The organism is Nonomuraea aridisoli, assembly GCF_003236395.1.
Lineage (GTDB): Bacteria > Actinomycetota > Actinomycetes > Streptosporangiales > Streptosporangiaceae > Nonomuraea > Nonomuraea aridisoli.
Window position 1 is genome coordinate 1 of the sequence record NZ_POUD01000137.1, and the last position, 23,024, is coordinate 23,024.

The window sequence follows — 23,024 nt, forward strand, 5'->3', positions numbered from 1 at the left end:
CGCCCGGACGACACGGCCTCCCCAGCCCCGGCGAGCGTAGGGGAGATCGCCGGGCTGCGGCCGCGCAGGCGTCCCGGCGACGGGGGCGAGGTGTCCGGCGCCGACGTCGACCTGATCGACGGCCTCACCCCCGAGGCCGGGCGGGTCGTGCGGGCCTGGCTGCTCGACCGGCCGTCGGCCGCCGCGCGGCAGGCCCGCCTGCAGGTGCTGGCCGCGTTCCTGCGCTGGCTGCGCGCGAGCGAGCCGGCCCTCGACCCGCTCGCGGCCACCGGCGCCCACCTGGACGCCTACTGCGACGCCGCCCTGACCGGCACGCTGACCGTGGGCGTGCGCAGGCCCGGCAGGCCGCTGTCCGGCACGACGGTCAACCGCAAGCGCGCCGTGTTGTCGTCCTTCTACGCCTACGCCTGGCGGACCGGCGCCGTCTCCCACGCCGTCCACCCGGCGGGGGAGCCGCGGCCGCTCACCCGCGACGACCGGCGGCTGCTGCGCCGGGGCGTGTCCCGGCTGGCCGCCGGCGGGCGCGCCTGCGAGGCCGTGGCCGTGGCGCTGCTGGAGGCGACCGGCGCCCCGGTGGCGGCGCTGGCCGACCTGACCGTGCAGGACCTGCGGGGCCTGGCCGACGACGGGCCCGCCATCGTCACCGTGCACGACGGCCACGGGGATCTCGTCGCCTTCCCCGTCCCCGAGCCGGTCCGGCCCCTGCTGCGGGAGTTGTCCGGCGCCCGCGCGCCGGGGGAGCCGCTCATCGGCCCCGAGGACGGCGGTCCCGCCGACACGCGGTGGGTGGCGGCGGCGCTCGTCGAGGCCGCCCTGGCGGGCGGCATGCCCCGCGCCCGCGCCGAGGTGCTGCATCCGGGCGTGATGCGCGCCCGGACGGTCACCGACCTGCTGCGCGACCCCTCTCCCTGAATCCGGGCGGTGTGACGGCGCCGGCCCGTAGGGTCAGACGGGCCCGGCCACCTCCACAGGGTCGTCCACGAGCTGCGCCAGTTCGGGGGCGATCATGCGCAGGCGGGCGAGCGCGTGGTGGGGTCTGGCTCTTGACGGTGCCGACCGAGCAGCCGAGCACGTCGGCGGTCTGCGCCTCGGTGAGGTCCTCCCAGAAGCGCAGCACGATCACGGCGCGCTACCGGGGCCCGAGCCTGGCCGGCGCCTGGCGTAACACGATCCGGTCGAGCGCGGCCTCGACCTTGGCCAGGACGGTCTGCAGCAGGAAGCGGTCGTGACGATCCAATGTGGGGATCTCCTCTCGCCCGTGCCCAACGCCGCCGAGCGGGCGAAAGGTTGCAGTCTCCTGGGGATCACCCGCCGTGCGGGGGCGGTCAGCGGGGGCGGACGGCGAGGGCGGTGGCCCGGCTCATGGCGTCGCGGACCTGCTCGGGCGGGTCGCCGCGGCGCAGGCTCGTCAGGGCGGCGGCGCCGACCGCGCCCACCACCGCGCCGACCAGGGTGGCGGCCTCGATCGCGTCGAGTTCGTCCGGGTACGCCCGCAGCAGCGCCTCGGTGAGGTCGGCGTGGGCGGCGAGGAAGCGTTGCAGCAGCCGGGCCTGGACGGCCGGCGTCGAGGTGAGCAGGCCGGCCCGCAACCCCGCCAGCCCGCCGGCCAGGTCGGTGTTCCAGGTGTTGACGATCATCTCCTCGATCGCCCGGCCCAGCACGTCGGCGGGGCTCTCGCCGGGGCCGCGGCCGGCGATCACGTCGATGCCGAGGTCGACCCGCACCCGCGTGTGGGCCAGCAGCACGTCCTCCTTGGTGGCGAAGTGCAGGAAGAACGTGCGGGTGGACACGTCGGCCGCCTCGGCGATCTCGGCCACGGTGGTCTGGTCGTAGCCGTGCTGTTCGAACAGCCGCATCGCCTCGGCGACGAGCGCCTCACGCGTGCGCTGCTTCTTGCGTTCCCGGCGCCCCGGCTCCTCTGCCACGGCGCCACATGCTACAGCAGCTGCATCGCTGCACCGGCTGCACCCGGCGGACGGGAAGGAAACCGTAAGGGCGCCGTAAGAGGGTTCGGCGAAGCTGAAGGCACATGAGGCACCGGCACCACCTGAAGGGAACGACTCCTATGCGCAAGCTGAAGCTCCAGGTCCAGACCACCATCGACGGTTACATGGGCGGCCCGGACGGCCGGATGGACTGGCTGACGATGCCGTGGACCGGCGACATGAACGCCCACGTCGACGCCCTGACGGAATCGGTGGACACCATCGTGCTCGGACGCAGGCTCGCCGAGGGGTTCATCCCGGCGTGGGAGTCAGGCCCGGAGGGCGAGGACCAGAAGTCGATCGACTGGATGAACGGCACCCCCAAGGTCGTGATCTCCCGCAGCCTGACCGAGTCCCCCTGGAAGAACGCCGTCGTCGAGGGCGGCGACCTGACCGAGACCGTCGAACGGCTCAAGAGCGGCCCCGGCGGCGACCTCATCACGTACGGCGGCGCGACCCTCGCCTCCGCCCTCATCGCCCGGGGCCTGATCGACGAGCTGCACCTCTTCGTCAACCCGGTCTCCATCGGCGGCGGCCTGCCGGTCTTCCCCGACGGCACGCACCGCTTCCGCCTGGTCGCCGCCCGCCCGTTCGACTGCGGGATCACCGCCCTGCACTACGAGCCCGAGCGCTCCTGAACCGCGGCTGCGGCGGCGAGCGCCCTGAGCCGGGCCGCGTGCCCGGGGACGTGCTCCTCGGCGCGGAGCCGGATCAGCTCGCCCCACGTGATCCGCTGGTCAGGGTGCGCCCGGCCGTCGCGGCCCACCAGACGGATCCGCGCGGGCGTGGCGGCGGCCTCGCCGGGCATCTCCTCGACCAGGGCGCTGAGGCGCGCCGCGTGGCGGCGTACCAGGTCCACGCGTTGGGCGTGGGTGGTCGAGCCGATCAGGGAGGCGATGGCGGCCTCGTCCATCGCGTCGCGGTTGTCCACCGTGACCGGACGGCCGGACAGCACGTCGCGTGCCGCGGCGGTGAGCAGGCGGTCGCTCAGCGCGACGTGGCTCAGCGTCCAGTCGACGGCGGACCTCGCGTCCGCGGTGAGCGGGGTGGTGGCGCCGATCGCTTCGGCCGCGGCGAGCAGGTCGTCATAGGCGGTGCGGAGGGCGGTCGTGTCCATGGTCTCTCCTCAGGCGCGTACGCGGGTGCGGATGAACAGGGCCATCAGGCAGAGCACGGCCACCGCGCAGGCGAACGACTGGACGGCGCCGAGCGGCCCGGTCACGGTGGCGAGGAGGCCGACGCCGATGACCGGCGCGCCGACCCCGAGGCAGACGATCACGTAGAAGCCGGAGAGCACCCCCGCGCGGCGGTCGGCCGGCGCGGCCAGGTGGACCGCGGTGAGACCGCCGAGCAACGCCAGGCCGTGGCCGACGCCCGCGATCACGGTCGCGGCGAGCAGCAGGGCCAGGGAGGACAGGCCGCCGGCGAGGGCCAGCCCGACGAGCCCGGTCGCCAGCAGGGGCAGGCCGAGCAGTTCCAGGGCCCGGGCCGGTCTGCCGTGGCCGGCGAGCTGGGCCAGGGCCGAGCTGAGCAGCATGAGCGCGACCGAGGCGCCGCCGAGCAGCAGGTTCGCGCTGCCCGACAACGTGGCGACACAGGTCGGCGCGAGGCTGAGGAACAGCCCCGTCACGGCGAACGCGAGGAAGGCGGACGTCCCGCCGGCGGCGAACACCGTGCGCGCCGCGGCGGGGAGCGCGGGACGGCGGGGGCGCCCGCCGGCCCCGGGCCGCGACGCCGGGAACGCCGCGATCACGCCGGCCGCCGGCACCAGCAGCGCGATCTCCACCGCGAACGGCAGGACGTCCCGTGCCGGGGCGTATTCGGCGAGCAGCCCGGCCAGCACGGGGCCAAGGCCGAGACCGCCCGCCGAGACCGCCCGCCGAGACCGCCCGCCGAGGCCATCGTGGACACCAGCGCCGCCTTGTGCCGGTCGCCGGTGGGTTCGAGCTCCTGTCAGCGCCGCGGTCGACGGACCCGAGGCCGCGCCGAGCGCGAGACCCTGCAACATCCGGGCGGCGAACCGCCACTCCGTGCTCGCGGTCCCCCAGAAGCGCCATCGGCTCGCGCGAGGCGTCATGCGTTCCCTCCCATGTTCGAGGTTACCGAACATAACACATGTTCGGAGGATGCGAACATGGGAGGTATGCTGGGCGGCATGGCCAGCCGAACCGCGACAGAGCTCGTCCATCCCGGCCGCGACCAGCTGCGGTTCACCGCCGTGCTGGCCGCTCTCGGCGACCCGATCCGGCTGGCCGTCGTCGCGCGGCTCGCGGACGTCGAACCCGACGGCGAGCTGGCGTGCACGACGTTCGCGCTGCCGGTCAGCAAGTCCACCCAGAGCGGCCACTTCAAGGTCCTGCGCGAGGCCGGCGTCATCCGCCAGCGCGACGAGGGGACGCGGCGGCTGAACCGGCTGCGCCGCGACGACCTCGATGCCCGCTTCCCCGGCCTGCTCGACCTCGCGATCCCGCAGGGACGCGAGGTGATCGCCGGCTGGCTCGCCGGGGACGGCCGTTAGCGAGGGCGGTGTGTCACCGTCAGCAGGTGGCCGCTGACGCCGAGCAGCGAGGGCACCGATTCGACGGACCGCTGCGCGTCCAGCAGGAGCGCCCGGCGTTCGGGGTCGTCCAGCCAGTCGCCGATGTCGCCCATCAGCCAGAAGGCCCCCTCCAGCCCGTACTGCGCCACCTCGGGGAGCCCGGCGTCGGCGAACTCGCCCGGCACCTCCTCGGGATGGTGGAAGTAGGCGGTGAAGCCGCGCCCCGGAGAGAACATGATCCGCGCCGCGCCTCCGCCAGGGCCCGCACCCGGTCGGCCCGCTCGGCCAGGTGGTAGAGCGGCCCCAGCAGGAGCACCGCGTCCACGCTCGCGTCGGTCACCGGCAGCGACCGCGCGTCGCCGGGCCGGGCCCGCACTCCGGCCAGCGCCGACGCCCGCTCCACATGCAGCGGTACGGGGTCCAGCAGCTCCACGTCGTAGCCGTCGGCGCTCAGCTGCTCGGCGTGCACGCCGGTGCCGCCGCCGACGTCGAGCACGCGGGCCGGCGGCGGGGGCAACCTGCGGCGCAGCACGTCCTGCGTGCGCCAGAACTCCAGCCGGCCGCGACCCTGGCGCAGCCGGTCGTGCTCTCTGTCCTGCTCGTAGTAGGCGAGCAGCTCCCGTGTCACTCCCATGCTCGATCCTGCTGAACCGCGGGCACGGCGGGCAAACGGTTTTGGCGGCGGTGGTCACGGCCAGGTCTTGCGGAACCCCCCGGACGGCAGGGCTATTGCCAAGGGCGGTATCGTAATTGCGAAATTTCGTAATTGCATGGATAAAGCCAATGCAAGGGGTGACATGACCACTGCAGTGGCGGCCGCGATCCGCGAGCGGGCCCGGTCGGTCTGGCAGGCGCTGGGAGAGGCCCGCCGGGACGACGACGCTCACGCCACGCTCCTGGCCGCGGACGACTGGGACGAGGTCCAGCGCCTCGCCCGCGCCCATGGCGTGAACCTCGACGACATCACGGGCGGCAAGGACGACCAGAGCGCGTGATGTCCGTCCCGCTCTACGAGGCCAAGGCCGAATTGTTCCGGCTGCTCGGCCACCCTGTCCGCATCCGCGTGCTGGAGCTGCTGCAGGTCCGTCCCATGCAGGTGCGCGAGCTGCTGGCGGAGATCGAGGTGGAGGCCACCGGCCTGTCCCAGCACCTCGCCGTCCTGCGCCGCTCCGGCATGGTGACCGCCCAGCGCGAGGGCTCCACCGTCGTGTACGCGCTGGCCGGCGGCGGCGTCGCCGAGCTGCTGCGGGCCGCGCGCGACCTGCTGACCCAGAAACTGTCCGGGCAGAACGAACTGCTGAGCGAGCTGCTGGCCGAGAAGCTGGACACCGGCGTCAGGTGAGCGCCCTCATGACGGCGGGCCTGGCCCGTCTGCGCTCCGTGCTGCCCGCCCACGCCGACCTGGCCGCCATGGGCCGCCGCCCGCGCCGCGACCTGCTGGCCGGGCTCACTGCTCGACGGCACTCGTCGCGATCGTCGCGTTGCCGCTGGCGCTCGGCTTCGGCATCTCCTCCGGCCTGGGCGCCGAGGCGGGCCTGGCCACCGCCGTGGTGGCCGGGGCGCTCGCCGCCGTGTTCGGCGGCTCGGGCCTGCAGGTGTCCGGCCCGACCGGGGCGATGACCGTGGTGCTGGTGCCGATCGTGCACGAGCACGGCCCCTCCGGCGTCCTGACGGTCGGGCTGCTGGCCGGGGTGATGCTGATCGGCCTGGCGCTGGCCCGCGCCGGGCGGTACATGGCGCTCGTCCCGGCGCCCGTGGTCGAGGGGTTCACCCTCGGCATCGCCTGCGTGATCGGCCTGCAGCAGGTCCCGGCCGCGCTCGGCGTGCCCACTCCGGAGGGCGACCAGGTCGTCGCGGTGGCCTGGCAGGCCGTGCTCGACTTCCTGGCCGAGCCGCAGTGGCCGGCCGTGGCCATCGCGGCCGGCGTGGCCGTGCTCATGCTGGCCGGCGCCCGGTGGCGGCCCACCGTGCCGTTCTCGCTGATCGCCGTCGTCGCCGCCACCCTGGCCGCGGAGCTGACCGGCCTGGACGCGGCCAGGATCGGCGAGCTGCCCGCCGGCCTGCCCGCGCCGTCCCTGGCCTTCCTGGACGTCTCCGCCCTCGGCTCGCTGCTGGCCCCGGCCGTCGCGGTCGCCGCCCTTGCCGCGCTGGCGCACGCGGCGATCCTGGCCGTGATCGTGTTCACCGCCGCGGGCCTGGTCGCGCGGATCCCGCTGGCCGCGCTCGCCGGCGTGCTGCTCGCGACCGCGATCCGGATGGTCGAGGTCGGCTCGGTCAAGGCCATGGTGCGCTCCACCCGGGGCGACGCCGTGGTGCTGATGCTCACCGCCGTCGCGACCCTGGCGCTCGACCTGGTCCAGGCCGTCATCCTCGGGCTGATCGCCGCCGGGGCGCTCGCGTTGCGGGCCATCGCGCGCAACGTCCGGCTGGACACCGTGCCGCTCCGCCCCGACCTGCCGGAGGACCACACCGAGGCCGAGCACGAGCTGCTCGCCGAGCACATCGTCGCCTACCGGCTGGACGGGCCGCTGTTCTTCGCCGCCGCCCACCGCTTCCTGCTGGAGCTGTCGGAGGTCGCCGACGTCGCCGTGGTCATCCTGCGCATGTCGCGCGTGACCACCATCGACGCCAGCGGGGCGCTGGTGCTCGGCGACGCCATCGACCGCCTGCAGCGGCGCGGCATCACCGTGTACGTCTCCGGCATCCGCGACGGCCACCACCAGCCGCTGCAGGCACTCGGCGTGATCGCCCGCCTGGACGCGGCCGGCAAGGTGTTCGCCACCACCCCGGAGGCGATCGCCGCCGCCCGCGAGCGGCTGCACCACACCGGCCGGCTGCCGGCCGGGGAGCCCTGAGCGGCCTCACACCTCGCCGAGGAACCCCGGGCCCGGCAGCCCGAACCGGTCGCGGAAGCCGGCGTTGAGCGCGATCAGCTCCCGCATCGGGACCGGGCTGCGGGTGGCGCCCGCCAGGTCGGCCTGGGCCTCCTGCGACCACAGGAAGGGATAGAACGCGACGCCCTGGTCGAGGGCCAGGGCGGAGACCTCCTCGCGCCAGCCCGGCCAGCGCAGCCCGTCGTAGAACAGCTCCAGCCGGCCGGACAGCAGCCAGCTCAGCCACGTGCCGTAGCCCAGCTCCAGGGCCTCCCACTCCAGGGAGTCGGGGGCGAAGTACACCATCTGGCCGGGCTCGCCGGGACGCCCCGACGCCGCCGGGTCGGGGCCGTTCAGCACGAAGACCCCGCCGAGCACGTCGTGGGCGACGACCAGCCCGTCCGGCGGACGCCACGCCGGGTCGAACGCCTCGGGGAAGCCGTTCACCCGAGCCAGCCCCGGCAGCGCGCCGGCCGTCGTGCCGCCGAACACCCGCAGCCACCCGCCGTCGAGCAGGAGCCCGCCGCAGTGCAGGGCCATCGCGCCGAGCGCCGAGCCGGCACTCACCTGCAGCCGCAGCAGGCAGGCGCGGCCCTGGCCGGGGTCGCCGGGCAGGACCTCCAGCGGCACGGAGGTCCTGGCGAACTCCTCCTGTAACACCGGCCAGGCCGGCTCCGCCACGTCGATCAGTTCACCGAGCTCTCGCATCGGGACATCCTCCCAGCCGATCAGGCCGGCCACGACGGGCACCGCCACGTCCGGCCGTCCCACTCCACGGGGAACGGCGCCGCGTGGGGCAACGGCGCCCCCCATACCCGCCGGCCCAGCCCGCACAGCGCGTCCAGGCCGGTGGTGAGACTGGCCACATGGCCCACGACGGCGACGGTCTCGCCCGGATGGGCGCTGGCGATCGAGGTGAGCGCGGTGGCGACCCGCGCGGCGACGGTGTGCCCGTCCTCGCCGTCGGCGACCGCCTCGCCCAGCTCGCCGTCCACGAGCCAGGAGCGCAGGACGGCGAGCGTGCGTGCCCGGGTCGCCGCGTCGCCGGAGCCCTCCAGCCGGCCGAGGCCCATCTCGCCCAGCCCCGCCACGACGGCGACCGGCACGCCGAGCGTGCCCGCGATGATGTCCGCGGTCTCCCTGGAGCGCGCGGCGGTGCTGGCGTAGACCCGGGTGACGCCCTCGTCGTGCAGGAGCCGCGCCACGCCGGCCGCCTGGCGGCGGCCGGCCGGCGTCAGCCGGACCAGGGGGAGGGCTCCGGGGGTGCCGGTGTTGCCGGCCTCGGCGTGGCGCAGGCACACCAGCCGTACGTGATCAGCCATGACCCGACCCTACGGCGGCGTCAGAGCCCCATGAGCTCCGACGAGACCTTCCAGAGGCGGGCGGCGGCGTCGGGATCGACCGCGTGCGGCTGCACGCCGGTCGGCACCTCGGGGCCGGCGGCCACGGCGGCCTCGGCGCAGTCCTCGAAGTAGCGGCCGGAGACGCCCTCGACCAGCGGCGAGGCGGCCAGCAGGACGGACGTGGCCGCGCCCTGCTCGGGTGTGCGCCAGTCGTAGGTGTCGAAGATCTGCTGCATCTCGGGCGTGAGGTGCGCATGGCGCTGGAGCCCCGTGCGGATGCCTCCGGGGTTGAGGGAGTTGGCCGTGATGCCGTCGTCCGCCCAGCGCACGGCCGCCTCGACGGCGAAGAGCGCGTTGGCGGACTTGGACTGGGCGTAGGCCGCCCACGCCTCGTACGGGCGGCGTTCGAAATGGAGGTCGTCGAAGACGACCGGCGCCCTGCGGTGGGCGTTGGAGCTCACGGCCACCACCCGCGCACCCCCGGCGGCGGCCAGCGCGCCGTGCAGGCCGAGCGCCAGCCGGAAGTGGCCCATGTGGTTGGTCGCGAACTGCAGCTCCCACCCCTCGCCGGTACGGCGCAGGTCCGGCAGCGCCATGATGCCGGCGTTGTTGACCAGGACGTGCAGGGGGCCCTCCCACGCACGGGTGAAAGCGTCCACCGAGGACGGATCGGTCAGCTCCAGCGGCGCCACGGTGACGTCCGCGCGGCCGGTCGCCGCGGTGATGCGGGCGGCCACCTCGCGCCCGGCCTCCAGGTTGCGCACGGCGAGCGTCACCTGCGCGCCGGCGGCGGCGAGCGCGCGGGCCGTCTCGGCGCCGATGCCGGAGGCGGCCCCCGTGACGACGACACGCCTGCCGGACAGGTCCACCCCGTCGAGAACCTCGTCGGTGGTCGATTTCGGGCCGAAAGGAGTGGTGACAAGGGACATGATGCGATCCTCTGCTGGAACCGTGCCCGGACACGCGGCACGGTAAGATAAAGCGGAGCAAGCTCCGGATATGTCGCCAGACTATCCGGAGCATGCTCCGCTTGCAAGCAGAGAAGGAGACCGTGCATGTCCGACACCCCTCCGCGCGCCCGGCGGGCCGACGCGCAGAGGAACCGCGAGCGCGTGCTGGCGGCAGCCGTACGGGCCTTCTCCGAGCACGGTCCCGAGGCGAGCGTCAACCTCGTCGCGAAGGAGGCCGGGGTCGGGATCGGCACGCTCTACCGGCACTTCCCGACGCGTGAGGCGCTGATCGAGGCGGCCTACCGCAACGAGCTGACCGCCGTGTGCGACGCGGTCACCGGCGTGCTGGAGGCTCATCCGCCGCTGGAGGCCATGCGGGTGTGGATGGACCGGTTCCTCGACTACATGACCACCAAGATCGGCATGGCGGACGCGCTGCGGGCGGTGATCGCCTCGGGCGGCGACCCGTACGCGCAGAGCCGCACGCTCCTCGACGAGGCCGTCGGCCGGCTGCTGGCCGCGGCGCAGGAGGCCGGCGAGATCCGCGCCGACGCCGACGCGCACGACGTGCTCATCAGCCTGAGCGGCATCGCCCTCGCGGCCGGTGCGCCGGAGCGGCGGGAGCAGGCGCGGCGGCTCGTCGGCCTGCTGATCGACGGCCTCCGCTACCGGCCCGCTTGAGAGGCGGCGGCGGGACGGTGATCCACGAGTCCCGGTCGCCGGGCGGGAAAGCGGAAGGCCCGCCCTGACGGGAGTCCCGTCAGGGCGGGCCGACGACCTTCACGGAGGTCTCGCCGCCAGCGCGCTGGGTCAGTCGAAGGTGATGACCCGGCGGCCGCCGCCGGCGCCGCTCGCCATGGCGTCGAGCGCCGCGGGGGCCTCGTCCAGGGTGATCGGCGTTACCGGCGGGAGGATGCCGTGCTGCGCGGAGAAGGCCAGCGTGTCGCGGGTGTCGTGCGGCGAGCCCGACGGCGAGGCCATCACGTGCAGCCGGTTGAGCACCATCGGCTGGGCCTGCAGGGTCAGCGGCGTGTTGTCGTAGCCGCAGAGCACGAGCGTCCCGTCAGGGGCGAGCCCGCCGAGCACGGACGCGGCCGCCGCGTTGGACGGCGCGGCGTTCAGGATGACGTCCGCGCCGCCGCCCCAGGCCTTGAGCGCCGCGGCGGCGTCGGTCTCGGCACTGGCGATGTACAGCTCGGCGCCGAGCTCCTTGGCACTCGCCTCGCCGCGCGAGGACCGGCCGACCACCGCCACACGCGCGCCCATCGCGAGCGCGTACCGGACGGCGAGCGCGCCGACGCCGCCGGCCCCGACGACCGCCACCCGCGAGCTCGGCGTGGCCCCCGCCCTGCGCAGGCCGTTGAACGCGGTCAGCCCCGCGCACATCAGCGGCGCAGCGGCCACCGGGTCGAGCCCGGCCGGCAGCGGCGTCACGAAAGCACCCTTGAGCAGCGCGTACTCGGCGTAGCCGCCGTCCTTGACGATGCCGGTGATGCGCTTGGACGGGCAGAGGATCTGGTCGCCGCGGACGCAGTAGTCGCAGTGCCCGCACGAGTCGTACAGGAACTGGCCCCCCACCAGGTCGCCCACGGCCAGGCCGGACACGCCGCCGCCGACCGCGGCCACCGTACCGGTGATCTCATGGCCGGGGACCACCGGGAACCGCGCGAACGGGAAATGCCCCCGGATCAGGTTGAGGTCGGTGAAACAGACACCGCAGGCCTTCACCTTCACCACGACCTCGCCGGGGCCCGGCTCCGGGACGTCCCGTTCGGTCAGGGTCAGCGGGGCGTCCACCGCGGTGGCGAGTGCTGCGCGCATATCGATTCCTCCTCGGCCAAAGCTGATCGGAGAGCCTCCGGTCATGTATTCAGGGATGTCAGGGGTGATGCCCCGCGATCCGCCTCATCCAGCGTGCCGCACCCGTGCCGTCGCGGAGACGATCAACCATGGGTCGTCAACCCCAGCTAGCGACCCTGCCGAACGCGGGCCCCCGGGTGTGCCGCCACACCTCCGCCGGATCGAGCTCCCGCAGCCGCGGGACGATCGCCGGGTCGTCGGGGACGAACCAGAGCAGCCGCTGGGCGGCGTCGACCGTGGTGATGTTGTTGCAGACGACGTGGATGACGCCGAGGACGGGATTGACGATCCGCTTGTCCTCCTCGTGACGGACCTTCACCTCACGCGCCTGCCACAACTCGGAGAACTCGGGGCTGGCGCGCAGCAGGTGACGGATCAGGTCACCGCTGACGCGGTCGGAGGGCCCGCGCCTGGCCACCACGGCCCGCAGGTCGGAGACGAGCAGCCGGGAATGGTAGTCGTGCTCGTCCGGAGGATAGAGCACGCGGGTGTCGGGGTCGGTGAACCAGTGGTAGATGAAGCTGGACTCGATCCCGGTCAGCCCCGACTGCGGCCCGACCAGCACCTGCGCGGCGTGGTTCTGCACCACGACCTGGTGCATGTCGGTGATCACCATGGCGGGGGTGTCGTCGAGCCGCTCCATGAGCTGGCGCAGCGCCGCCTGCATCTGCAGCGGCTCCGAGCCGAACGGCGGCGTCCGCCCCGCCAGGTAGAACAGGTGGTCCGTCTCGTCGCCGTCGAGCCGCAGCGTGCGGGCCAGCGCGTGCAGGACAGGGTCGGACGGGTTCTGCCCGCGCCCCTGCTCCAGCTCGGAGTAGTAGTCGACGGAGATGCTGGCGAGCCGCGCCACCTCGTCGCGGCGCAGGCCGGGGACCCGCCGCCTGGTCCCTGGCGGCAGGCCGACGTCGTCGGGGCGAAGCCGGCCTCGGCGCGACTTCAAGAAGGCCCCCAGTTCAGCGAGATCCACCGTGTCCCCCGTCGTCCCCCGTCGTCCCTGTCGTCCCTGTCGTCCCCGTCTCTCTGCTTTCCACGGGGCTCCACTGTAGTCATGCCCGCGGAGGTGCGGAGATCGTCCGCCCGGGTCAGTCCACCGGGCCGCCGGCGACGTACAACACCTGGCCGGAGACGAATCCCGCGCCCGGGCCGGCCAGGAACGAGACGGCGTGCGCGACGTCCTCCGGCTGCCCGACCCGGCCGACCGCGATGGTCCGCGCCGCCTGCTGCGGGAACTCCTCGAAGCCGATGCCGAACCTCCTGGCCGAGGCCCTGGTCATGTCGCTCACCACGATGCCCGGCGCGACGGCGTTGGCGGTGCTGCCGTGCCGGCCGAGCTGGAGGGCGAGGGACTTGGTGAAGCCGGTCAGCCCCGCCTTGGCGCTGCCGTAGTCACGCGGGCCGCGTCGCCGGTCGCGGAGATGCTCGACATGCTGACGATCCGCCCCCACCCGGCCTCGATCATGTACGGGACGACGGCCCGCGTGACCAGGAACGGCCCGCGCAGATTGATCCCGAGCACCTCGTCCCACTGCCCGGTGGTCATCTTGACGAGCTCGGCACGGGACCGACCCCCGCGTTGTTGACCAGCACCGTCGGCGGCCCCAGCTCCGCCGCGACCCGGGCGACGGCGGCGGTCACGGCGGCCTCGTCCGCCACGTCGGCGGTCACCGCCGGCGCCGTGCCGCCGGCGTCCCCGATGGCCCGCGCGGCGGCGGCGCAGGCGGGGCCGTCCACGTCGAGCAGGCCGACCGGCAGTCCGTCGCGGGCCGGCCGCGCGGCCACCGCGGCGCCGATGCCGTGGGCCGCTCCGGTCACGATCGCGATCCGTGGTGCAGAGGTCATGTCCGTCACGCGGAGCAGTTCATCGCGGCGCCGGCCGGCCGCCAATGGATGTAGCCTTCGGCTTAATGATCAGCTTCGAGCTCAGCGTGGAGGACCTCGCTGACACCAGGTTCGCGATCTCGCCGCTCAACGAGACGATCTTCAGTCTGCGGGTGCTGCGCGACCCCGGCCTGCACGCGCTGCACCTGCCGTGGCGCAGGTCGGCGCTCGCCCGGCTCGATCCGGCCGACGCCGCCCTGCTGGTGTCCGTGGTGGGGGAGAAGCTCGCGCTGCCCGACTTCCTCACGCCCCGGCCCGCCGTCTTCGCGCCGTCCTTCGACGAGGAGCTCGCGATCGTCCGGCGGACACCCCCGCACGTCGTCCGCCACGACCTCGAGGCGGCACTCGTGGCCGAGCCGCTCCCGGAGGACGACGCCGCGGCCGCCAGGCTCCGCGACGACGTCTGCGACGCGCTGGCGCGCCTTTGAGCGTGGCCACGCTCTGGGAGGCGGCCCCCGCCGCCGCCCCGTCCGCGCTGACCGCGCTGCTCGGCGCGCCCAGGGCCCGGCTGCTGCGGCTGCTGGACGAGCCGCTGCCCACGGTGGAGCTGGCCCGCCGGGTGCGCGTCACCCCGAGCGCCGTCTCCCAGCACCTGCGCGTCCTGTACGCGGCCGGCCTGGTCACCCGCGCCCGCGACGGCCGCCAGGTGCTCTACCGCCGCAGCCCCCTCGGCGACGAACTGGCCGCCCCGCGCCCATGACTCACTCGCTCTCGGACAGGCGCGCGGTCTGGGCCTTGAGCACGGCGATCGTGTTGACGACGTAGTCGCCGATCGCGGCGAGCTCCCGCTCGTCGTACTTCGTCATCAGGGCGCTCATCTCGCGGCCGAGGTCGGCGAAGATGGCGCCCAGGTCGGGGGCCCCGCTGGTGTCGGCGCACACCAGCACGCGGCGGCGGTCGCCTGGGTCGGTCACGCGGCGTACGTAACCCGCGCGCTCCAGGCGGTCGACCAGCGCGGTGATCGCGCTCGCGCCCAGCCGCAGCTCCGCCGCCAGCGCCCCGGCGGGCAGCGGGCCGTTCCTGGTGATGATGCCCAGGGCCTTGTGGTCGGCGGCGTTGAGGCCGAGCCGCCGCGCGACCGCCTCGTGGAAGAGCACCACCGCCGTGCTCAGCTCCCAGCCCAGCTCCGCACCGTCCATCAGCCCTCCGATATTTCGATCAAATGTATATTTCATTGTATTGAAGTAGTCTGTGTCGCATGAGTCTACGTACCGGCTTACTCCTCAGCCGCGAGGCGGCGCGCTGGGGGCTGCGTTTCCACGGACGGCATGCCGGCATGATCGTCGGGCTGTCCATGATCCCCACCGTGCAGCGGTTCGTCGCGGTGGCCTGGGGAGACGACCTGCCCGCGGCGGCCGGCGTCGCGGGGGAGCTGCTCACCGGGGCCGTCCGCGTCCTGCTGATCTTCCTGATCTGCCGTCTCGCGTTCGTCCGCGACCCCGAGGTCGCCGGGCTCGGCGAGCGGTGGCGGCGCGTCGCGTGGTTCGTCGACCACCGGCGCGGCGACTTCCTGATCCAGTTCGCCGTGCTCGGCACCGCCTTCGCGCTCTTCGACCTCGTCCCCAACCTGGCCATCCAGACGCTGGCCCCGGAGGGCGCGCGCGAGTGGGTGACCGCGGTCGTGGTCGCGATCAAGAACCCGACCGTGATCGCCTTCACCTTCGTCTGGATGGCCGGCGTCGCCCGCCGGATGATGCTGGCCGCCCCGGAGCCAGCCGGCGCCCGCTGAACGGCGCTCAGCTCGCCCGGTTGATCTCCAGGGCGCGCAGCAGGGTGAGAAGCGTCTGGTTGAGCGGCGTCGGAACGCCGTGCGCGGAGCCGAGGCTGACGACCGCACCCGTGATCACCTCGTGTTCGGTCGTCCGTCCCGCGACGCGGTCGTACAACATGGACGTCCCGGCGTCGGGGGACAGGCTGTCATAGAACGCCATCGCCCACGCCACGTCGTCGCCGGACAACGCCGCTCCGGCCGCCGCCCCCACCGCCGCGGTCTCCGTGAGCAGGCCCTCGACGAGCGCGCGGACCTCCGGCTCGCGCAGCACGCCGATCCTGCGCAGGGTCAGCGCGGTGACCGGGTTGGCGCCCACGTTGACGAGCAGCTTGCGCCAGGCCGCGGTGGTGAAGTCGGCCACCGTGCGCACCGACAGCGCCGAGCCGGCCATCAACGCGGCGAACCGTTCGGCGTCCGGTTCCGGCGGCAGCTCCACGAGGTTCTTCTCGCGGTGCAGCACGTGGCCGCGCGCGATCGTCTCCGCGTTGACGTAGACCAGTGCGGGCAGCACCGGGGTGCCCGGCGGCAGCAGCGGCGCCAGCCGTTCGCGCTGGTCGACGCCGTTCTGCAGGACGACCACGACGGTGTCCGGGCCGGTGAGGGCGCGCAGCCAGGCCGCCGCGCCCGGGGTGTCCTGGGCCTTCGTGGCCACGAGCACCCAGTCGGCGGGCCTGGCCGCGCCCGGCTCGCCGACCACGTCGAGCGGCGGCCGGTGCAGCTCGCCGTCGCGCTCCACGACCACCTGCTCGGGCCGGGTCCGTACGCACAGCTGCACGTGGCCGCCGGTCTCGGCGGCGGCCGCCGCGACGACGACGCCGATCGCCCCCGCTCCGATGACCGCGATCTCGGGTCCCGCCGTGTCACCGCCCTCCCGGGTTCGCCGCACGTCCCGGCGCACCACCTGCTCAGCCATCGGCCAGCTCCTCCAACCGGCGCATGGCCTCCTGGGAGGCGGGATCGGCGGCCGGGAAGAGCACGTGCAGGAACTGGTCCCGGTCCTCGGGGGAGGTCACCACCTCCACCTCCAGGCAGATGCGGCCGGCGACCGGGTGCCGGATCGCCTTGCGCTCCCGGACCACGCTCGTGGCCACGTGGCAGTTCTCCCAGATGCGGGTGAAGATCGCGCTCTTCTCGCTTAGCTCGCGCAGGAGCTCGGCCGTGCGCGGGTCGTCCGGATGCCGGCCGACGTCCATGCGCAACATCCCCACCAGCCCCGTGACGGTGGTCTCCCAGTCCTCGTGGGTGCGGCGCGCCTCCTCCGACAGCAGCGCCCACCGCACCGCGTTCCGCTCGCGTGCCGGCAGCGCGTAGAAGTCGGTGAGCAGCACGCGCGCGGTGCGGTTGGCCGCCAGGACGTCCATCCGCCGGCCCGTGAGCACGGCGGGCACCGTCCCGAACGACTCCATGAGGCGCAGCATCCCCGGGCGCACGTGCTGGGCCCCCGAACCGCTCTGCCGCGCCGAACCCGAGCGCCCCCACGCCAGGTCCCACATGTGCTCCCTGGCCGGCGGATCCAGCTGCAGCACGTCGGCCAGCGCGTTCAGCACGCTCTCCGACGGCGCGATCTTCCGCCCCTGTTCGAGCCGTGTGTAGTAGTCGACGCTCATTCCCACCCGCTGTGCCACCTCTTCGCGGCGAAGCCCCGGCACCCTCCGCCGGGCGGCCGGGACACCTTCCCCGTCGGGCACAACCGACGCGCGCCGAGTGCGCAGGAATTCCCCCAGCGTGACTGCTTTCACTCTATTTCACCTGCCTTGTCGTCCCCGTTCGTCCCAAAGGGTAGTCCTGCGAGTCCTATGAACGACGGGCGCATCCTCGCCCTCCGAAGACGTCGATCGCTCTGTTTGGGTGAAGGTCCGGGTGCACAGGGCACCCGTCGCCCGGCTGCCCGCCGTGCCCCGCGGGGGTTCGTCCGGGAGCCGGCGTCCGGGGGACTTGAGAGCGGAGAGAGATGCATTCCTACGATTACGTGGTGGTGGGGGCGGGGAGCGCCGGCTGTGTGGTCGCCGCACGGCTGTCGCAAGACCCGGAGACCAGGGTTCTGCTCGTGGAGGCGGGCACGCCGGACGGCCCGGCGTCGATGGCCGTCCCGCCCGCCTGGCCCTCGCTGATCGGCAGCTCGGCCGACTGGGGGTTCGTCACCGTGCCGCAGCCCGGCACGGCCCAGGTCGTCCACCCCTATCCGAGGGGCAAGGTGTTCGGGGGAAGCAGCAGCATCAACGCCATGGCGTTCCTGCGCGGTCACCGCGCCGGCTACGACGCGTGGGCGGCGGGAGGCGCGACCGGCTGGGGGTACGACGATCTGCTGCCGTACTTCAAGCGCTCCGAGCGGGCGGCCGGGCGCGACCCGCGCCACCGCGGCACCGACGGGCCGATGCCGGTGGCGCCGCCCAGGAACGGCCACCCCCTCGCGTACGTCTACCTCGAGGCCGCCGCCGAGGCCGGCCACCCCACCTCGCCCGACCTGAACGGCGAGCACCAGGAGGGCGTGGCCTGGCTGGAGACGAACATCGTCGACGGGCGGCGCTTCTCCGTCGCCGACGGTTACCTGCGCCCGGCCCTCACCCGGCCGAACCTCACCGTGATCTCCAGCGCGCTGGTCCACCGGGTGGTCGTGCGGGGCGGCCGGTGCACCGGGATCGAGTACTCGGTCAACGGCGATCCGCGCAGCGCGCGGGCCGAGCGCGAGGTCATCCTCAGCGCCGGCTCGATCGGCTCGGCGCAGCTGCTCATGCTCTCCGGCATCGGTCCCGCCGCGCACCTGCGCGAGCACGGTCTCGGCGTCCTGGCCGACCTGCCGGGGGTGGGCGCCAACCTGCAGGACCACCCGCTGGCCGGGATCACGTACTCCGCGACCAGGCCCGTCCCGCCGACGGCCAACCAGCACAGCGACCTCATCGCCATGGTGCGCACCCGCCCCGGCCTGGCGTCCCCCGACCTCCAGCTGATCTTCCTGGACATCATGTACCACCCGCCGACACTGATCGGGCCGGAACACGGGTACACGATCGGGTTCAGCCTCATGCGGCCGCACAGCAGGGGCAGCGTCCGTCTCGCCGGGGCCGACCCGGCCGCCGCCCCGCTGATCGACCCCGGCTTCCTCCGTGACGAGCGGGACGTCGAGACGATGGTGACCGGGCTGCGGATGGCGCGGGAGGTCGGCGAGACGGAGGCGCTGGCCGGATGGCGGGGCAAGGAGGAGCTGCCGGGCGCCGCCGTCCAGGACGACGCCGAGCTCGCGGCGTACGTGCGCAGCGTGACGGGGCCGTACTTCCACCCGGTGGGGACGTGCCGCATCGGCGACGACCCGCTCGGCGTCGTGGACACCGAACTGCGCGTCCACGGCATCGACGGCCTGCGCGTGGTGGACGCCTCGGTAATGCCGTCGATCGTCGCGGCGAACCCGAACGCGACCGTCATCGCGATCGCCGAACGCGCCGCCGCCCTCATCACCGCCTGACGCGCCTCACGATCAACCGCTGAGCCTCCGCCGGTCCTGCCAGCGCACCTCGTCCTTGTGCGTGAGCCGGCCGTCGGTGAAGCACAGCCGGTACACCGGCCAGAGGGAGCGCGCCGTCGTCCGGTAGAAGCGGCACTCGTCGGTGCCCGGCGGGTCCTGCGGCGAACCGTCAGGCCGCCGGTCGCGCTCCGCCTGGTACGCCGGCAGCCGGGGCTCGACCGCCGGCAGGCTCTCGCCGACGCGCATCTGCGCGTACACCCCGGCCGGCAGCACCGAGCGTCGCGCGGCGTACACGTCGAAGCCGAACGTCAGGGCCAGCAGGGCAGTGGCCGCGGCGACCGGCATCCAGATCGCGTCGATGACACTGCGCCGCACCTTACGACGGGCCAGCGCGAGCTCCCGCCGCGCGTCAGGCGGCGCCCCCACCGGCCCGGCCGCCGCCCCGGGAACCAGCGGCAACCGCGCACCGACCACGAACCCGCCGTCCGCCAGGCCGGCATGGGCGGGGCCGGCGCGGAGGTGGCCGCCTGCCAGGCGGACGCGTTCGTCGAGGCCGATCAGGCCGTGGCCGGCTGATCCCGCGCGGGGTGGCGGGCCGTGCGGGGGTGCCGTGTTGGTCACCGTGACCACCGCTTCGCCGGCGTCGCGGTCCATGCCCAGGCGCACGGTGACCGAGGCGCCGGGTGCGTGTTTGGCGGCGTTCGTCAGGGCCTCCTGCACCACCCGGTAGACCGCGCGGTCGGCCATCGGCGGCAGCGAGTCCAGCTCGCCCTCCAGCGTCACCGCCATCCCGGCGGCGGCGGCCCGGTCGACGAGCGCCGCCACCGGGTCGTCCGACGGCAGCACCGGCGCGGGCTCGCCGCCCTCCCGCAGCACCCCGATGACCTCCCGCAGCCGCTCGGTGGCGCGGGCCGCGGCGGCGCGCAGCTCGCCGGCCGCCTGCCGGGCCGGGGGGTCGAGCCGCGGGTCCACCTGCAGCGCGGCGGCGCGCAGCGCGATCAGGCTCAGCTCGTGCCCCAGCGAGTCGTGCATGTCGCCGGCGATCCTGGAGCGCTCCAGCAGCCGTGCCCGCTCACCGGCCAGGTGCTGCTCCCGCTCCAGCCGCTCGGCCAGCTCCCACCCGGCGCGGACGATCTCGTCGTGCTGCCGCGCGTACCGGCCGGTCAGCCACGGCAGCATGATCGTCAGCAGTGCGGTGGCGAGCATCGACAGCCACTCCGACAGCCGCACGCCGGGCGTGAACGTCACCAGCGCCAGCCCCGCCAGGCACACCCCGCCGAAGAACAGCAGCCCCGTGCGCAGCGCGGGGGCCCGCCGGCCCAGCAGGAACGCCAGCAGCACCTGCGCGATCGTGAACCCGGTGGTGTACAGCTCGGCCGTCGCCGCGAGCCCCATGGCCGCCGGCACGGCCGCCGCCACCACCGGATGCCGGCGCCCGGCCGCCACCGCCGACGCCAGCAGCAGCGCCGCGACGGCCCGCGCCGCCAGGGGAGCCGCCCGCCCCGGCCCGAACGGCTCGTCCGCGATGAACACCGGCACGCTGATCACGAGCCACGACAGCAGGTCGGCGCCCCGCTCGCTCTCCGCCAACCGCTTGACACGCCTCATGGCGCCCCACGGTACGCGCCGCCGCACACCACGACACCTGACGAAAGTCGGTAACACCCGCTGCCGATCGTGCACGGTCGCCGTCCGGTCCCGCCTCCTACCGTCGGTGCCGCGAAACGCGGAACCACCCCAAGGAGCCAGATGATCAGCCTGCGCGGACTGACCAAACGCTACGGCGCCACGACCGCCGTGGACGACCTCACCCTCGACCTCACCCCGGGAACGGTCACCGGCTTCCTCGGTCCGAACGGCGCCGGCAAGTCCACCACCATGCGCCTCATCCTCGGTCTGGACGCCCCCACCTCCGGCGCCGCCCTGATCGGCGGACGCCGCTACGCCGACCTCGACCGCCCCCTGCGGACCATCGGCGCCCTGCTCGACGCCAAGGCCGTGCACCCCGCCCGCAGCGGACGCGACCACCTGCGGGCCATGGCACGCAGCCAGGGCGTCCCGGACCAGCGGGTCGAGGAGGTGCTCGCGCTGACCGGGATGACCGAGGCCGCCCGCCGCCGGGCGGGGACGTACTCGCTCGGCATGAGTCAGCGGCTCGGCATCGCGGGGGCGCTGCTCGGCGACCCCGCGGTGCTCATGCTGGACGAGCCGGTCAACGGCCTCGACCCGGACGGCGTGCGCTGGATCCGCACCCTGCTCAGGTCGCTCGCCGCCGAGGGCCGCACGGTGTTCGTCTCCTCCCACCTCATGAGCGAGATGGAACGCACCGCCGACCGGCTCGTCGTGCTCGGCCGGGGCCGGCTGATCGCCGACGAGCCGATGGAACGCCTGGTCGCCGCCGGCGGCGTGCTGGTGCGGGGGCCACGCCTGCGACCGCTCGCCGACGCCCTGCCGCAGGCCGGCTGGAGCGGCCCGGACGAGCTGACCGTCGTCGGCGCCACCCCCGAGGAGGTCGGCCGCCTCGCGTACGAGCTGGGGCTGCCGGTCTACGAGCTGCGTCCCGTCGGGCCCTCGCTGGAGGAGTCCTACCTGCGGCTGACCGAGACCGCCACCGAGTACGGAGCCCGCCGATGAACGCCCTGCCCCGCGCCGCCGCGGCCGAGTGGCTCAAGCTCCGCTCCGTCCGCTCCACCTGGTGGTGCGCGGGCGGCGCGGTCACGACGATGATGCTGGTCGCGGCGCTGGAGGCCGACAGCACGGGCAGGTACCTGCGGCAGCAGGACGCCGGCCCGGGATCGGCGGAAGCCGTCACGACGACCGTCGCCGGTGCCGAATGGGTGCTCTACATCTTCGCCGCGCTCGGCATGCTGGCCGTCACCGGCGAGTACGCCACCCGCACCATCGTCGTCACGCTGGCCTGCACGCCGTCCAGGAGCCGGCTGCTGCTGGCCAAGGCGGCCGTGGTGGGCGCGGCGTCGTTCGCGGCCGGGCTGCTGGTCGCCGCGCTCGGCGTCGCGGTGAGCGCGCCGATGTTGCACGACCTCTGGGACTTCGAGACCGGACGGGTCGCCGGGCGGATCCTCGCCATCGCGGCGCGGCTGGCGCTGGTCGCCCTGCTGGCGCTCGGGCTCGGCACGCTGATCCGCCGGTCGGCCGGGACCATCACGGTGGTGTTCGGGCTGGTGATGGTGCTGCCTCTGCTGCTGCAGGGACTGGCCGCCTGGTCGGGCGCCGCGTTCCTCACCGCCGTCGCCGGATACACGCCGGGGCCCGCCGGGCAGCGTCTCGTCGCGGGAGATCCGGTCGCCGGCCTGGTGCTCGCCGCGTGGGCCGCCGCCGCGCTGGCCGCGGCGACGTGGGCACTGCGCGCCCGCGACGCCTGACCGCCGTCACCGGCGCGTCACTCGCGGGAGACGATCCCGGCCTCGTACGCCAGCACGGCCGCCTGGACGCGGTTGCGCACGTTCAGGCGGCTCAGCAGGTGGCTCACGTACGCCTTGACCGTGCCCTCCACCAGGAACAGCCGCTCGCCGATCTCCGCGTTGGACAGCCCCGCGCCGACCAGCGCCAGCACCTCCCGCTCGCGCGGGCTGAGCACCGCGATGCGCTCCTTCGCCGCCGCCTGGGAGCTCATCCGGCCGCCGCTCACCTCCTGGATGAGCCGGTGGGCGATCTGCGGCGACAGGAAGGCGGCGCCGCCGTGCGCGGCCCTGATGCCGGCCATCAGCTCGTACGGATCGCCGGACTTGAGCAGGAAACCGCTCACGCCGCTGCCGAGGGCCCTGCTGATGTACTCGTCCTCGGAGAACGTCGTCAGCATCACGACCGCGACGTCCGGCGCCGCCCGGCGCAGCTCCTCCGCGGCGGCGAGACCGTCGAACACCGGCATGCGGATGTCCAGCAGCACCACGTCGGGCCGGTGCGCGCGGGCCAGCTCCAGCGCCTGCCGCCCGTCACCGGCCTCGGCCACCACCTCGATGTCGGGGGCGGCGGCGAGAATGGCCCGCACGCCAGCCCGCACCATCGCCTCGTCGTCGGCGAGCAGCACTCTGATCACGCCCCAGACGCTACTCCTCGGGACGGTCGGCGGGCGCCGGGGAGGGCCGCGCCAGTGCGCGGACCTGCTCGACCGCCGGCGACCGCGCACCCTCGACGCGGGCGGCCCGCGCCGCACGCGCGGTCCGGTCCGGCGGCGGGGGACCGGCGGCCGTGTTCCGAGAGCCGGTGGTGCCGGATGACCGGGAGCCGGTGTCAGGCGCGGAGCCGGTGGCGCCGGACGATGGCCGGGAGCCGGTGTCAGGCGCGGAGCCGGTGGCGCCGGATGGTGGTCGGGGGCGTGGGGGGCGGGCTCTGGGGGTGCCCGTG

General features: G+C 74.3%; 29 protein-coding genes and 2 pseudogenes. 13 read left to right on the forward strand and 18 right to left on the reverse strand.

Annotated elements, in window-relative coordinates:
• Positions 1-912, forward strand: a 912-nt coding sequence (locus C1J01_RS50160) for a site-specific integrase (RefSeq protein WP_220040124.1), incomplete at its 5' end; no start/stop codon positions are given.
• Here the strand turns inward: C1J01_RS50160 and C1J01_RS27955 are convergent.
• Together C1J01_RS27955 and C1J01_RS27960 are read right to left on the reverse strand one after the other, a co-directional pair.
• Positions 881-1,123, reverse strand: a complete 243-nt coding sequence (locus tag C1J01_RS27955; RefSeq protein WP_111181951.1) for a sigma factor-like helix-turn-helix DNA-binding protein — start codon at positions 1,121-1,123, stop codon at positions 881-883. The two genes, C1J01_RS50160 and C1J01_RS27955, sit on opposite strands and share 32 nt — an antisense overlap.
• Before the next feature lie 202 nt (positions 1,124-1,325).
• Entirely contained in the window at positions 1,326-1,925 is a 600-nt protein-coding gene (locus C1J01_RS27960) for a TetR/AcrR family transcriptional regulator (RefSeq protein ID WP_111181952.1), read from the reverse strand.
• Positions 1,926-2,065: 140 nt separating this feature from the next.
• On the opposite strand from C1J01_RS27960, the gene C1J01_RS27965 reads away from it, so the two are divergent.
• A complete protein-coding gene (locus tag C1J01_RS27965; protein ID WP_111181953.1) occupies positions 2,066-2,623 on the forward strand; it encodes a dihydrofolate reductase family protein in 558 nt (185 codons plus the stop codon).
• On the opposite strand, the gene C1J01_RS27970 is transcribed toward C1J01_RS27965, so the two are convergent.
• The gene (locus C1J01_RS27970; protein WP_111181954.1) at positions 2,602-3,102 is read right to left on the reverse strand and encodes a hypothetical protein; all 501 of its coding nucleotides are present in this window, start codon (positions 3,100-3,102) and stop codon (positions 2,602-2,604) included. The genes C1J01_RS27965 and C1J01_RS27970 overlap by 22 nt on opposite strands.
• A gap of 9 nt (positions 3,103-3,111) precedes the next feature.
• Complete coding sequence (locus tag C1J01_RS27975) at positions 3,112-4,062, reverse strand: MFS transporter (protein WP_181448999.1); 951 nt, start codon at positions 4,060-4,062, stop codon at positions 3,112-3,114.
• 78 nt (positions 4,063-4,140) lie between these two features.
• On the opposite strand from C1J01_RS27975, the gene C1J01_RS27980 reads away from it, so the two are divergent.
• The gene (locus C1J01_RS27980; RefSeq protein WP_111181970.1) at positions 4,141-4,503 is read left to right on the forward strand and encodes an ArsR/SmtB family transcription factor; all 363 of its coding nucleotides are present in this window, start codon (positions 4,141-4,143) and stop codon (positions 4,501-4,503) included.
• Here C1J01_RS27980 and C1J01_RS51415 read toward each other — a convergent pair.
• Positions 4,500-4,673, reverse strand: coding sequence for a hypothetical protein (locus tag C1J01_RS51415; protein ID WP_220040125.1), 174 nt, complete (start codon positions 4,671-4,673; stop codon positions 4,500-4,502). The two genes, C1J01_RS27980 and C1J01_RS51415, sit on opposite strands and share 4 nt — an antisense overlap.
• Positions 4,637-5,158, reverse strand: coding sequence for a class I SAM-dependent methyltransferase (locus tag C1J01_RS27985; protein ID WP_220040126.1), 522 nt, complete (start codon positions 5,156-5,158; stop codon positions 4,637-4,639). Before C1J01_RS27985 ends, C1J01_RS51415 begins: the two co-directional genes overlap by 37 nt.
• A 163-nt stretch (positions 5,159-5,321) precedes the next feature.
• Between C1J01_RS27985 and C1J01_RS27990 the strand changes: the two genes are divergently transcribed.
• From C1J01_RS27990 to C1J01_RS28000, 3 genes are all read left to right on the forward strand, one after another.
• Complete coding sequence (locus tag C1J01_RS27990) at positions 5,322-5,519, forward strand: hypothetical protein (RefSeq protein ID WP_146615748.1); 198 nt, start codon at positions 5,322-5,324, stop codon at positions 5,517-5,519.
• Positions 5,519-5,866 carry an ArsR/SmtB family transcription factor gene (locus tag C1J01_RS27995; protein ID WP_111181956.1) on the forward strand — a complete coding sequence of 116 codons (348 nt, stop codon included), beginning with the start codon at positions 5,519-5,521 and terminating at the stop codon, positions 5,864-5,866. The genes C1J01_RS27990 and C1J01_RS27995 overlap by 1 nt, the downstream gene beginning before the upstream one ends.
• A 139-nt stretch (positions 5,867-6,005) precedes the next feature.
• Positions 6,006-7,379 (forward strand): SulP family inorganic anion transporter, encoded by a 1,374-nt coding sequence (locus C1J01_RS28000; RefSeq protein WP_438943149.1) that lies wholly within the window; start codon positions 6,006-6,008, stop codon positions 7,377-7,379.
• Positions 7,380-7,385: 6 nt separating this feature from the next.
• On the opposite strand, the gene C1J01_RS28005 is transcribed toward C1J01_RS28000, so the two are convergent.
• The 3 genes from C1J01_RS28005 to C1J01_RS28015 are packed head-to-tail and all read right to left on the reverse strand — an operon-like array spanning position 7,386 to position 9,669.
• Positions 7,386-8,105, reverse strand: a complete 720-nt coding sequence (locus C1J01_RS28005) for a DUF2625 family protein (RefSeq protein ID WP_111181971.1) — start codon at positions 8,103-8,105, stop codon at positions 7,386-7,388.
• A 20-nt stretch (positions 8,106-8,125) separates the two neighbouring features.
• Positions 8,126-8,719, reverse strand: a complete 594-nt coding sequence (locus C1J01_RS28010) for a histidine phosphatase family protein (protein WP_220040127.1) — start codon at positions 8,717-8,719, stop codon at positions 8,126-8,128.
• A 20-nt stretch (positions 8,720-8,739) separates the two neighbouring features.
• Complete coding sequence (locus tag C1J01_RS28015; protein ID WP_111181957.1) at positions 8,740-9,669, reverse strand: SDR family NAD(P)-dependent oxidoreductase; 930 nt, start codon at positions 9,667-9,669, stop codon at positions 8,740-8,742.
• Between the two features lie 126 nt (positions 9,670-9,795).
• Here C1J01_RS28015 and C1J01_RS28020 point away from each other — a divergent pair, with 126 nt between their 5' ends.
• Positions 9,796-10,371 (forward strand): TetR/AcrR family transcriptional regulator, encoded by a 576-nt coding sequence (locus tag C1J01_RS28020; protein WP_111181958.1) that lies wholly within the window; start codon positions 9,796-9,798, stop codon positions 10,369-10,371.
• A 129-nt stretch (positions 10,372-10,500) separates the two neighbouring features.
• Here C1J01_RS28020 and C1J01_RS28025 read toward each other — a convergent pair whose 3' ends face one another.
• From C1J01_RS28025 to C1J01_RS28035, 3 genes and pseudogenes are all read right to left on the reverse strand, one after another.
• The gene (locus tag C1J01_RS28025) at positions 10,501-11,511 is read right to left on the reverse strand and encodes an alcohol dehydrogenase catalytic domain-containing protein (protein WP_111181959.1); all 1,011 of its coding nucleotides are present in this window, start codon (positions 11,509-11,511) and stop codon (positions 10,501-10,503) included.
• Positions 11,512-11,647: 136 nt separating this feature from the next.
• On the reverse strand, positions 11,648-12,517 hold the full coding sequence (locus C1J01_RS28030) for a helix-turn-helix transcriptional regulator (RefSeq protein ID WP_111181960.1): 870 nt from the start codon (positions 12,515-12,517) through the stop codon (positions 11,648-11,650).
• Positions 12,518-12,632: 115 nt separating this feature from the next.
• Positions 12,633-13,389 (reverse strand): annotated as a pseudogene (locus C1J01_RS28035) (SDR family oxidoreductase).
• Positions 13,390-13,454: 65 nt separating this feature from the next.
• Between C1J01_RS28035 and C1J01_RS51420 the strand changes: the two are divergent.
• Together C1J01_RS51420 and C1J01_RS51425 are read left to right on the forward strand one after the other, a co-directional pair.
• Positions 13,455-13,856, forward strand: coding sequence for a hypothetical protein (locus C1J01_RS51420; protein WP_220040128.1), 402 nt, complete (start codon positions 13,455-13,457; stop codon positions 13,854-13,856).
• A gap of 2 nt (positions 13,857-13,858) precedes the next feature.
• Positions 13,859-14,128, forward strand: a complete 270-nt coding sequence (locus tag C1J01_RS51425) for an ArsR/SmtB family transcription factor (protein ID WP_220040129.1) — start codon at positions 13,859-13,861, stop codon at positions 14,126-14,128.
• A gap of 1 nt (position 14,129) precedes the next feature.
• Here C1J01_RS51425 and C1J01_RS28045 read toward each other — a convergent pair whose 3' ends face one another.
• Positions 14,130-14,567, reverse strand: coding sequence for a MarR family winged helix-turn-helix transcriptional regulator (locus C1J01_RS28045; protein WP_111181961.1), 438 nt, complete (start codon positions 14,565-14,567; stop codon positions 14,130-14,132).
• 59 nt (positions 14,568-14,626) lie between these two features.
• Between C1J01_RS28045 and C1J01_RS28050 the strand changes: the two genes are divergently transcribed.
• Positions 14,627-15,157: a hypothetical protein gene (locus C1J01_RS28050; RefSeq protein ID WP_146615749.1), complete on the forward strand. Its 531-nt coding sequence runs from the start codon at positions 14,627-14,629 to the stop codon at positions 15,155-15,157.
• 7 nt (positions 15,158-15,164) lie between these two features.
• Here the strand turns inward: C1J01_RS28050 and C1J01_RS28055 are convergent, their stop codons facing one another.
• Together C1J01_RS28055 and C1J01_RS28060 are read right to left on the reverse strand one after the other, a co-directional pair.
• Positions 15,165-16,112, reverse strand: coding sequence for a 2-dehydropantoate 2-reductase (locus C1J01_RS28055; RefSeq protein WP_111181963.1), 948 nt, complete (start codon positions 16,110-16,112; stop codon positions 15,165-15,167).
• A complete protein-coding gene (locus C1J01_RS28060) occupies positions 16,105-16,938 on the reverse strand; it encodes a helix-turn-helix transcriptional regulator (RefSeq protein ID WP_111181964.1) in 834 nt (277 codons plus the stop codon). Before C1J01_RS28060 ends, C1J01_RS28055 begins: the two co-directional genes overlap by 8 nt.
• Before the next feature lie 212 nt (positions 16,939-17,150).
• Here C1J01_RS28060 and C1J01_RS28065 point away from each other — a divergent pair, with 212 nt between their 5' ends.
• Positions 17,151-18,659 (forward strand): GMC family oxidoreductase, encoded by a 1,509-nt coding sequence (locus tag C1J01_RS28065; RefSeq protein WP_111181965.1) that lies wholly within the window; start codon positions 17,151-17,153, stop codon positions 18,657-18,659.
• 12 nt (positions 18,660-18,671) lie between these two features.
• Here the strand turns inward: C1J01_RS28065 and C1J01_RS28070 are convergent, their stop codons facing one another.
• On the reverse strand, positions 18,672-20,267 hold the full coding sequence (locus C1J01_RS28070) for a sensor histidine kinase (RefSeq protein ID WP_111181966.1): 1,596 nt from the start codon (positions 20,265-20,267) through the stop codon (positions 18,672-18,674).
• 141 nt (positions 20,268-20,408) lie between these two features.
• Between C1J01_RS28070 and C1J01_RS28075 the strand changes: the two genes are divergently transcribed.
• Together C1J01_RS28075 and C1J01_RS28080 are read left to right on the forward strand one after the other, a co-directional pair.
• Positions 20,409-21,293 carry an ABC transporter ATP-binding protein gene (locus tag C1J01_RS28075; RefSeq protein ID WP_111181967.1) on the forward strand — a complete coding sequence of 295 codons (885 nt, stop codon included), beginning with the start codon at positions 20,409-20,411 and terminating at the stop codon, positions 21,291-21,293.
• Positions 21,290-22,042, forward strand: a complete 753-nt coding sequence (locus C1J01_RS28080; RefSeq protein ID WP_111181968.1) for an ABC transporter permease — start codon at positions 21,290-21,292, stop codon at positions 22,040-22,042. The genes C1J01_RS28075 and C1J01_RS28080 overlap by 4 nt, the downstream gene beginning before the upstream one ends.
• A gap of 17 nt (positions 22,043-22,059) precedes the next feature.
• Here C1J01_RS28080 and C1J01_RS28085 read toward each other — a convergent pair whose 3' ends face one another.
• Positions 22,060-22,716: a response regulator gene (locus C1J01_RS28085; RefSeq protein ID WP_111181969.1), complete on the reverse strand. Its 657-nt coding sequence runs from the start codon at positions 22,714-22,716 to the stop codon at positions 22,060-22,062.
• A 10-nt stretch (positions 22,717-22,726) separates the two neighbouring features.
• Positions 22,727-23,024, reverse strand: a pseudogene (locus C1J01_RS51430) (hypothetical protein); the annotation flags it as partial.

Bases quoted from the DNA above. Each gene is read 5' to 3' on its own strand.
- C1J01_RS27995 (WP_111181956.1), top strand. From the start codon at position 5,519: ATGTCCGTCCCGCTCTACGAGGCCAAGGCCGAATTGTTCCGGCTGCTC.
- C1J01_RS51420 (WP_220040128.1), top strand. From the start codon at position 13,455: ATGATCAGCTTCGAGCTCAGCGTGGAGGACCTCGCTGACACCAGGTTC.
- C1J01_RS28015 (WP_111181957.1), bottom strand. From the start codon at position 9,669: ATGTCCCTTGTCACCACTCCTTTCGGCCCGAAATCGACCACCGACGAG.
- C1J01_RS28005 (WP_111181971.1), bottom strand. From the start codon at position 8,105: ATGCGAGAGCTCGGTGAACTGATCGACGTGGCGGAGCCGGCCTGGCCG.
- C1J01_RS28020 (WP_111181958.1), top strand. From the start codon at position 9,796: ATGTCCGACACCCCTCCGCGCGCCCGGCGGGCCGACGCGCAGAGGAAC.
- C1J01_RS27980 (WP_111181970.1), top strand. From the start codon at position 4,141: ATGGCCAGCCGAACCGCGACAGAGCTCGTCCATCCCGGCCGCGACCAG.
- C1J01_RS28065 (WP_111181965.1), top strand. From the start codon at position 17,151: ATGCATTCCTACGATTACGTGGTGGTGGGGGCGGGGAGCGCCGGCTGT.
- C1J01_RS28010 (WP_220040127.1), bottom strand. From the start codon at position 8,719: ATGGCTGATCACGTACGGCTGGTGTGCCTGCGCCACGCCGAGGCCGGC.
- C1J01_RS27965 (WP_111181953.1), top strand. From the start codon at position 2,066: ATGCGCAAGCTGAAGCTCCAGGTCCAGACCACCATCGACGGTTACATG.
- C1J01_RS27970 (WP_111181954.1), bottom strand. From the start codon at position 3,102: ATGGACACGACCGCCCTCCGCACCGCCTATGACGACCTGCTCGCCGCG.
- C1J01_RS28080 (WP_111181968.1), top strand. From the start codon at position 21,290: ATGAACGCCCTGCCCCGCGCCGCCGCGGCCGAGTGGCTCAAGCTCCGC.
- C1J01_RS27975 (WP_181448999.1), bottom strand. From the start codon at position 4,062: ATGACGCCTCGCGCGAGCCGATGGCGCTTCTGGGGGACCGCGAGCACG.
- C1J01_RS28025 (WP_111181959.1), bottom strand. From the start codon at position 11,511: ATGCGCGCAGCACTCGCCACCGCGGTGGACGCCCCGCTGACCCTGACC.
- C1J01_RS28050 (WP_146615749.1), top strand. From the start codon at position 14,627: ATGAGTCTACGTACCGGCTTACTCCTCAGCCGCGAGGCGGCGCGCTGG.
- C1J01_RS28045 (WP_111181961.1), bottom strand. From the start codon at position 14,567: ATGGACGGTGCGGAGCTGGGCTGGGAGCTGAGCACGGCGGTGGTGCTC.
- C1J01_RS27990 (WP_146615748.1), top strand. From the start codon at position 5,322: ATGACCACTGCAGTGGCGGCCGCGATCCGCGAGCGGGCCCGGTCGGTC.
- C1J01_RS28055 (WP_111181963.1), bottom strand. From the start codon at position 16,112: ATGGCTGAGCAGGTGGTGCGCCGGGACGTGCGGCGAACCCGGGAGGGC.
- C1J01_RS28070 (WP_111181966.1), bottom strand. From the start codon at position 20,267: ATGAGGCGTGTCAAGCGGTTGGCGGAGAGCGAGCGGGGCGCCGACCTG.
- C1J01_RS28075 (WP_111181967.1), top strand. From the start codon at position 20,409: ATGATCAGCCTGCGCGGACTGACCAAACGCTACGGCGCCACGACCGCC.
- C1J01_RS27985 (WP_220040126.1), bottom strand. From the start codon at position 5,158: ATGGGAGTGACACGGGAGCTGCTCGCCTACTACGAGCAGGACAGAGAG.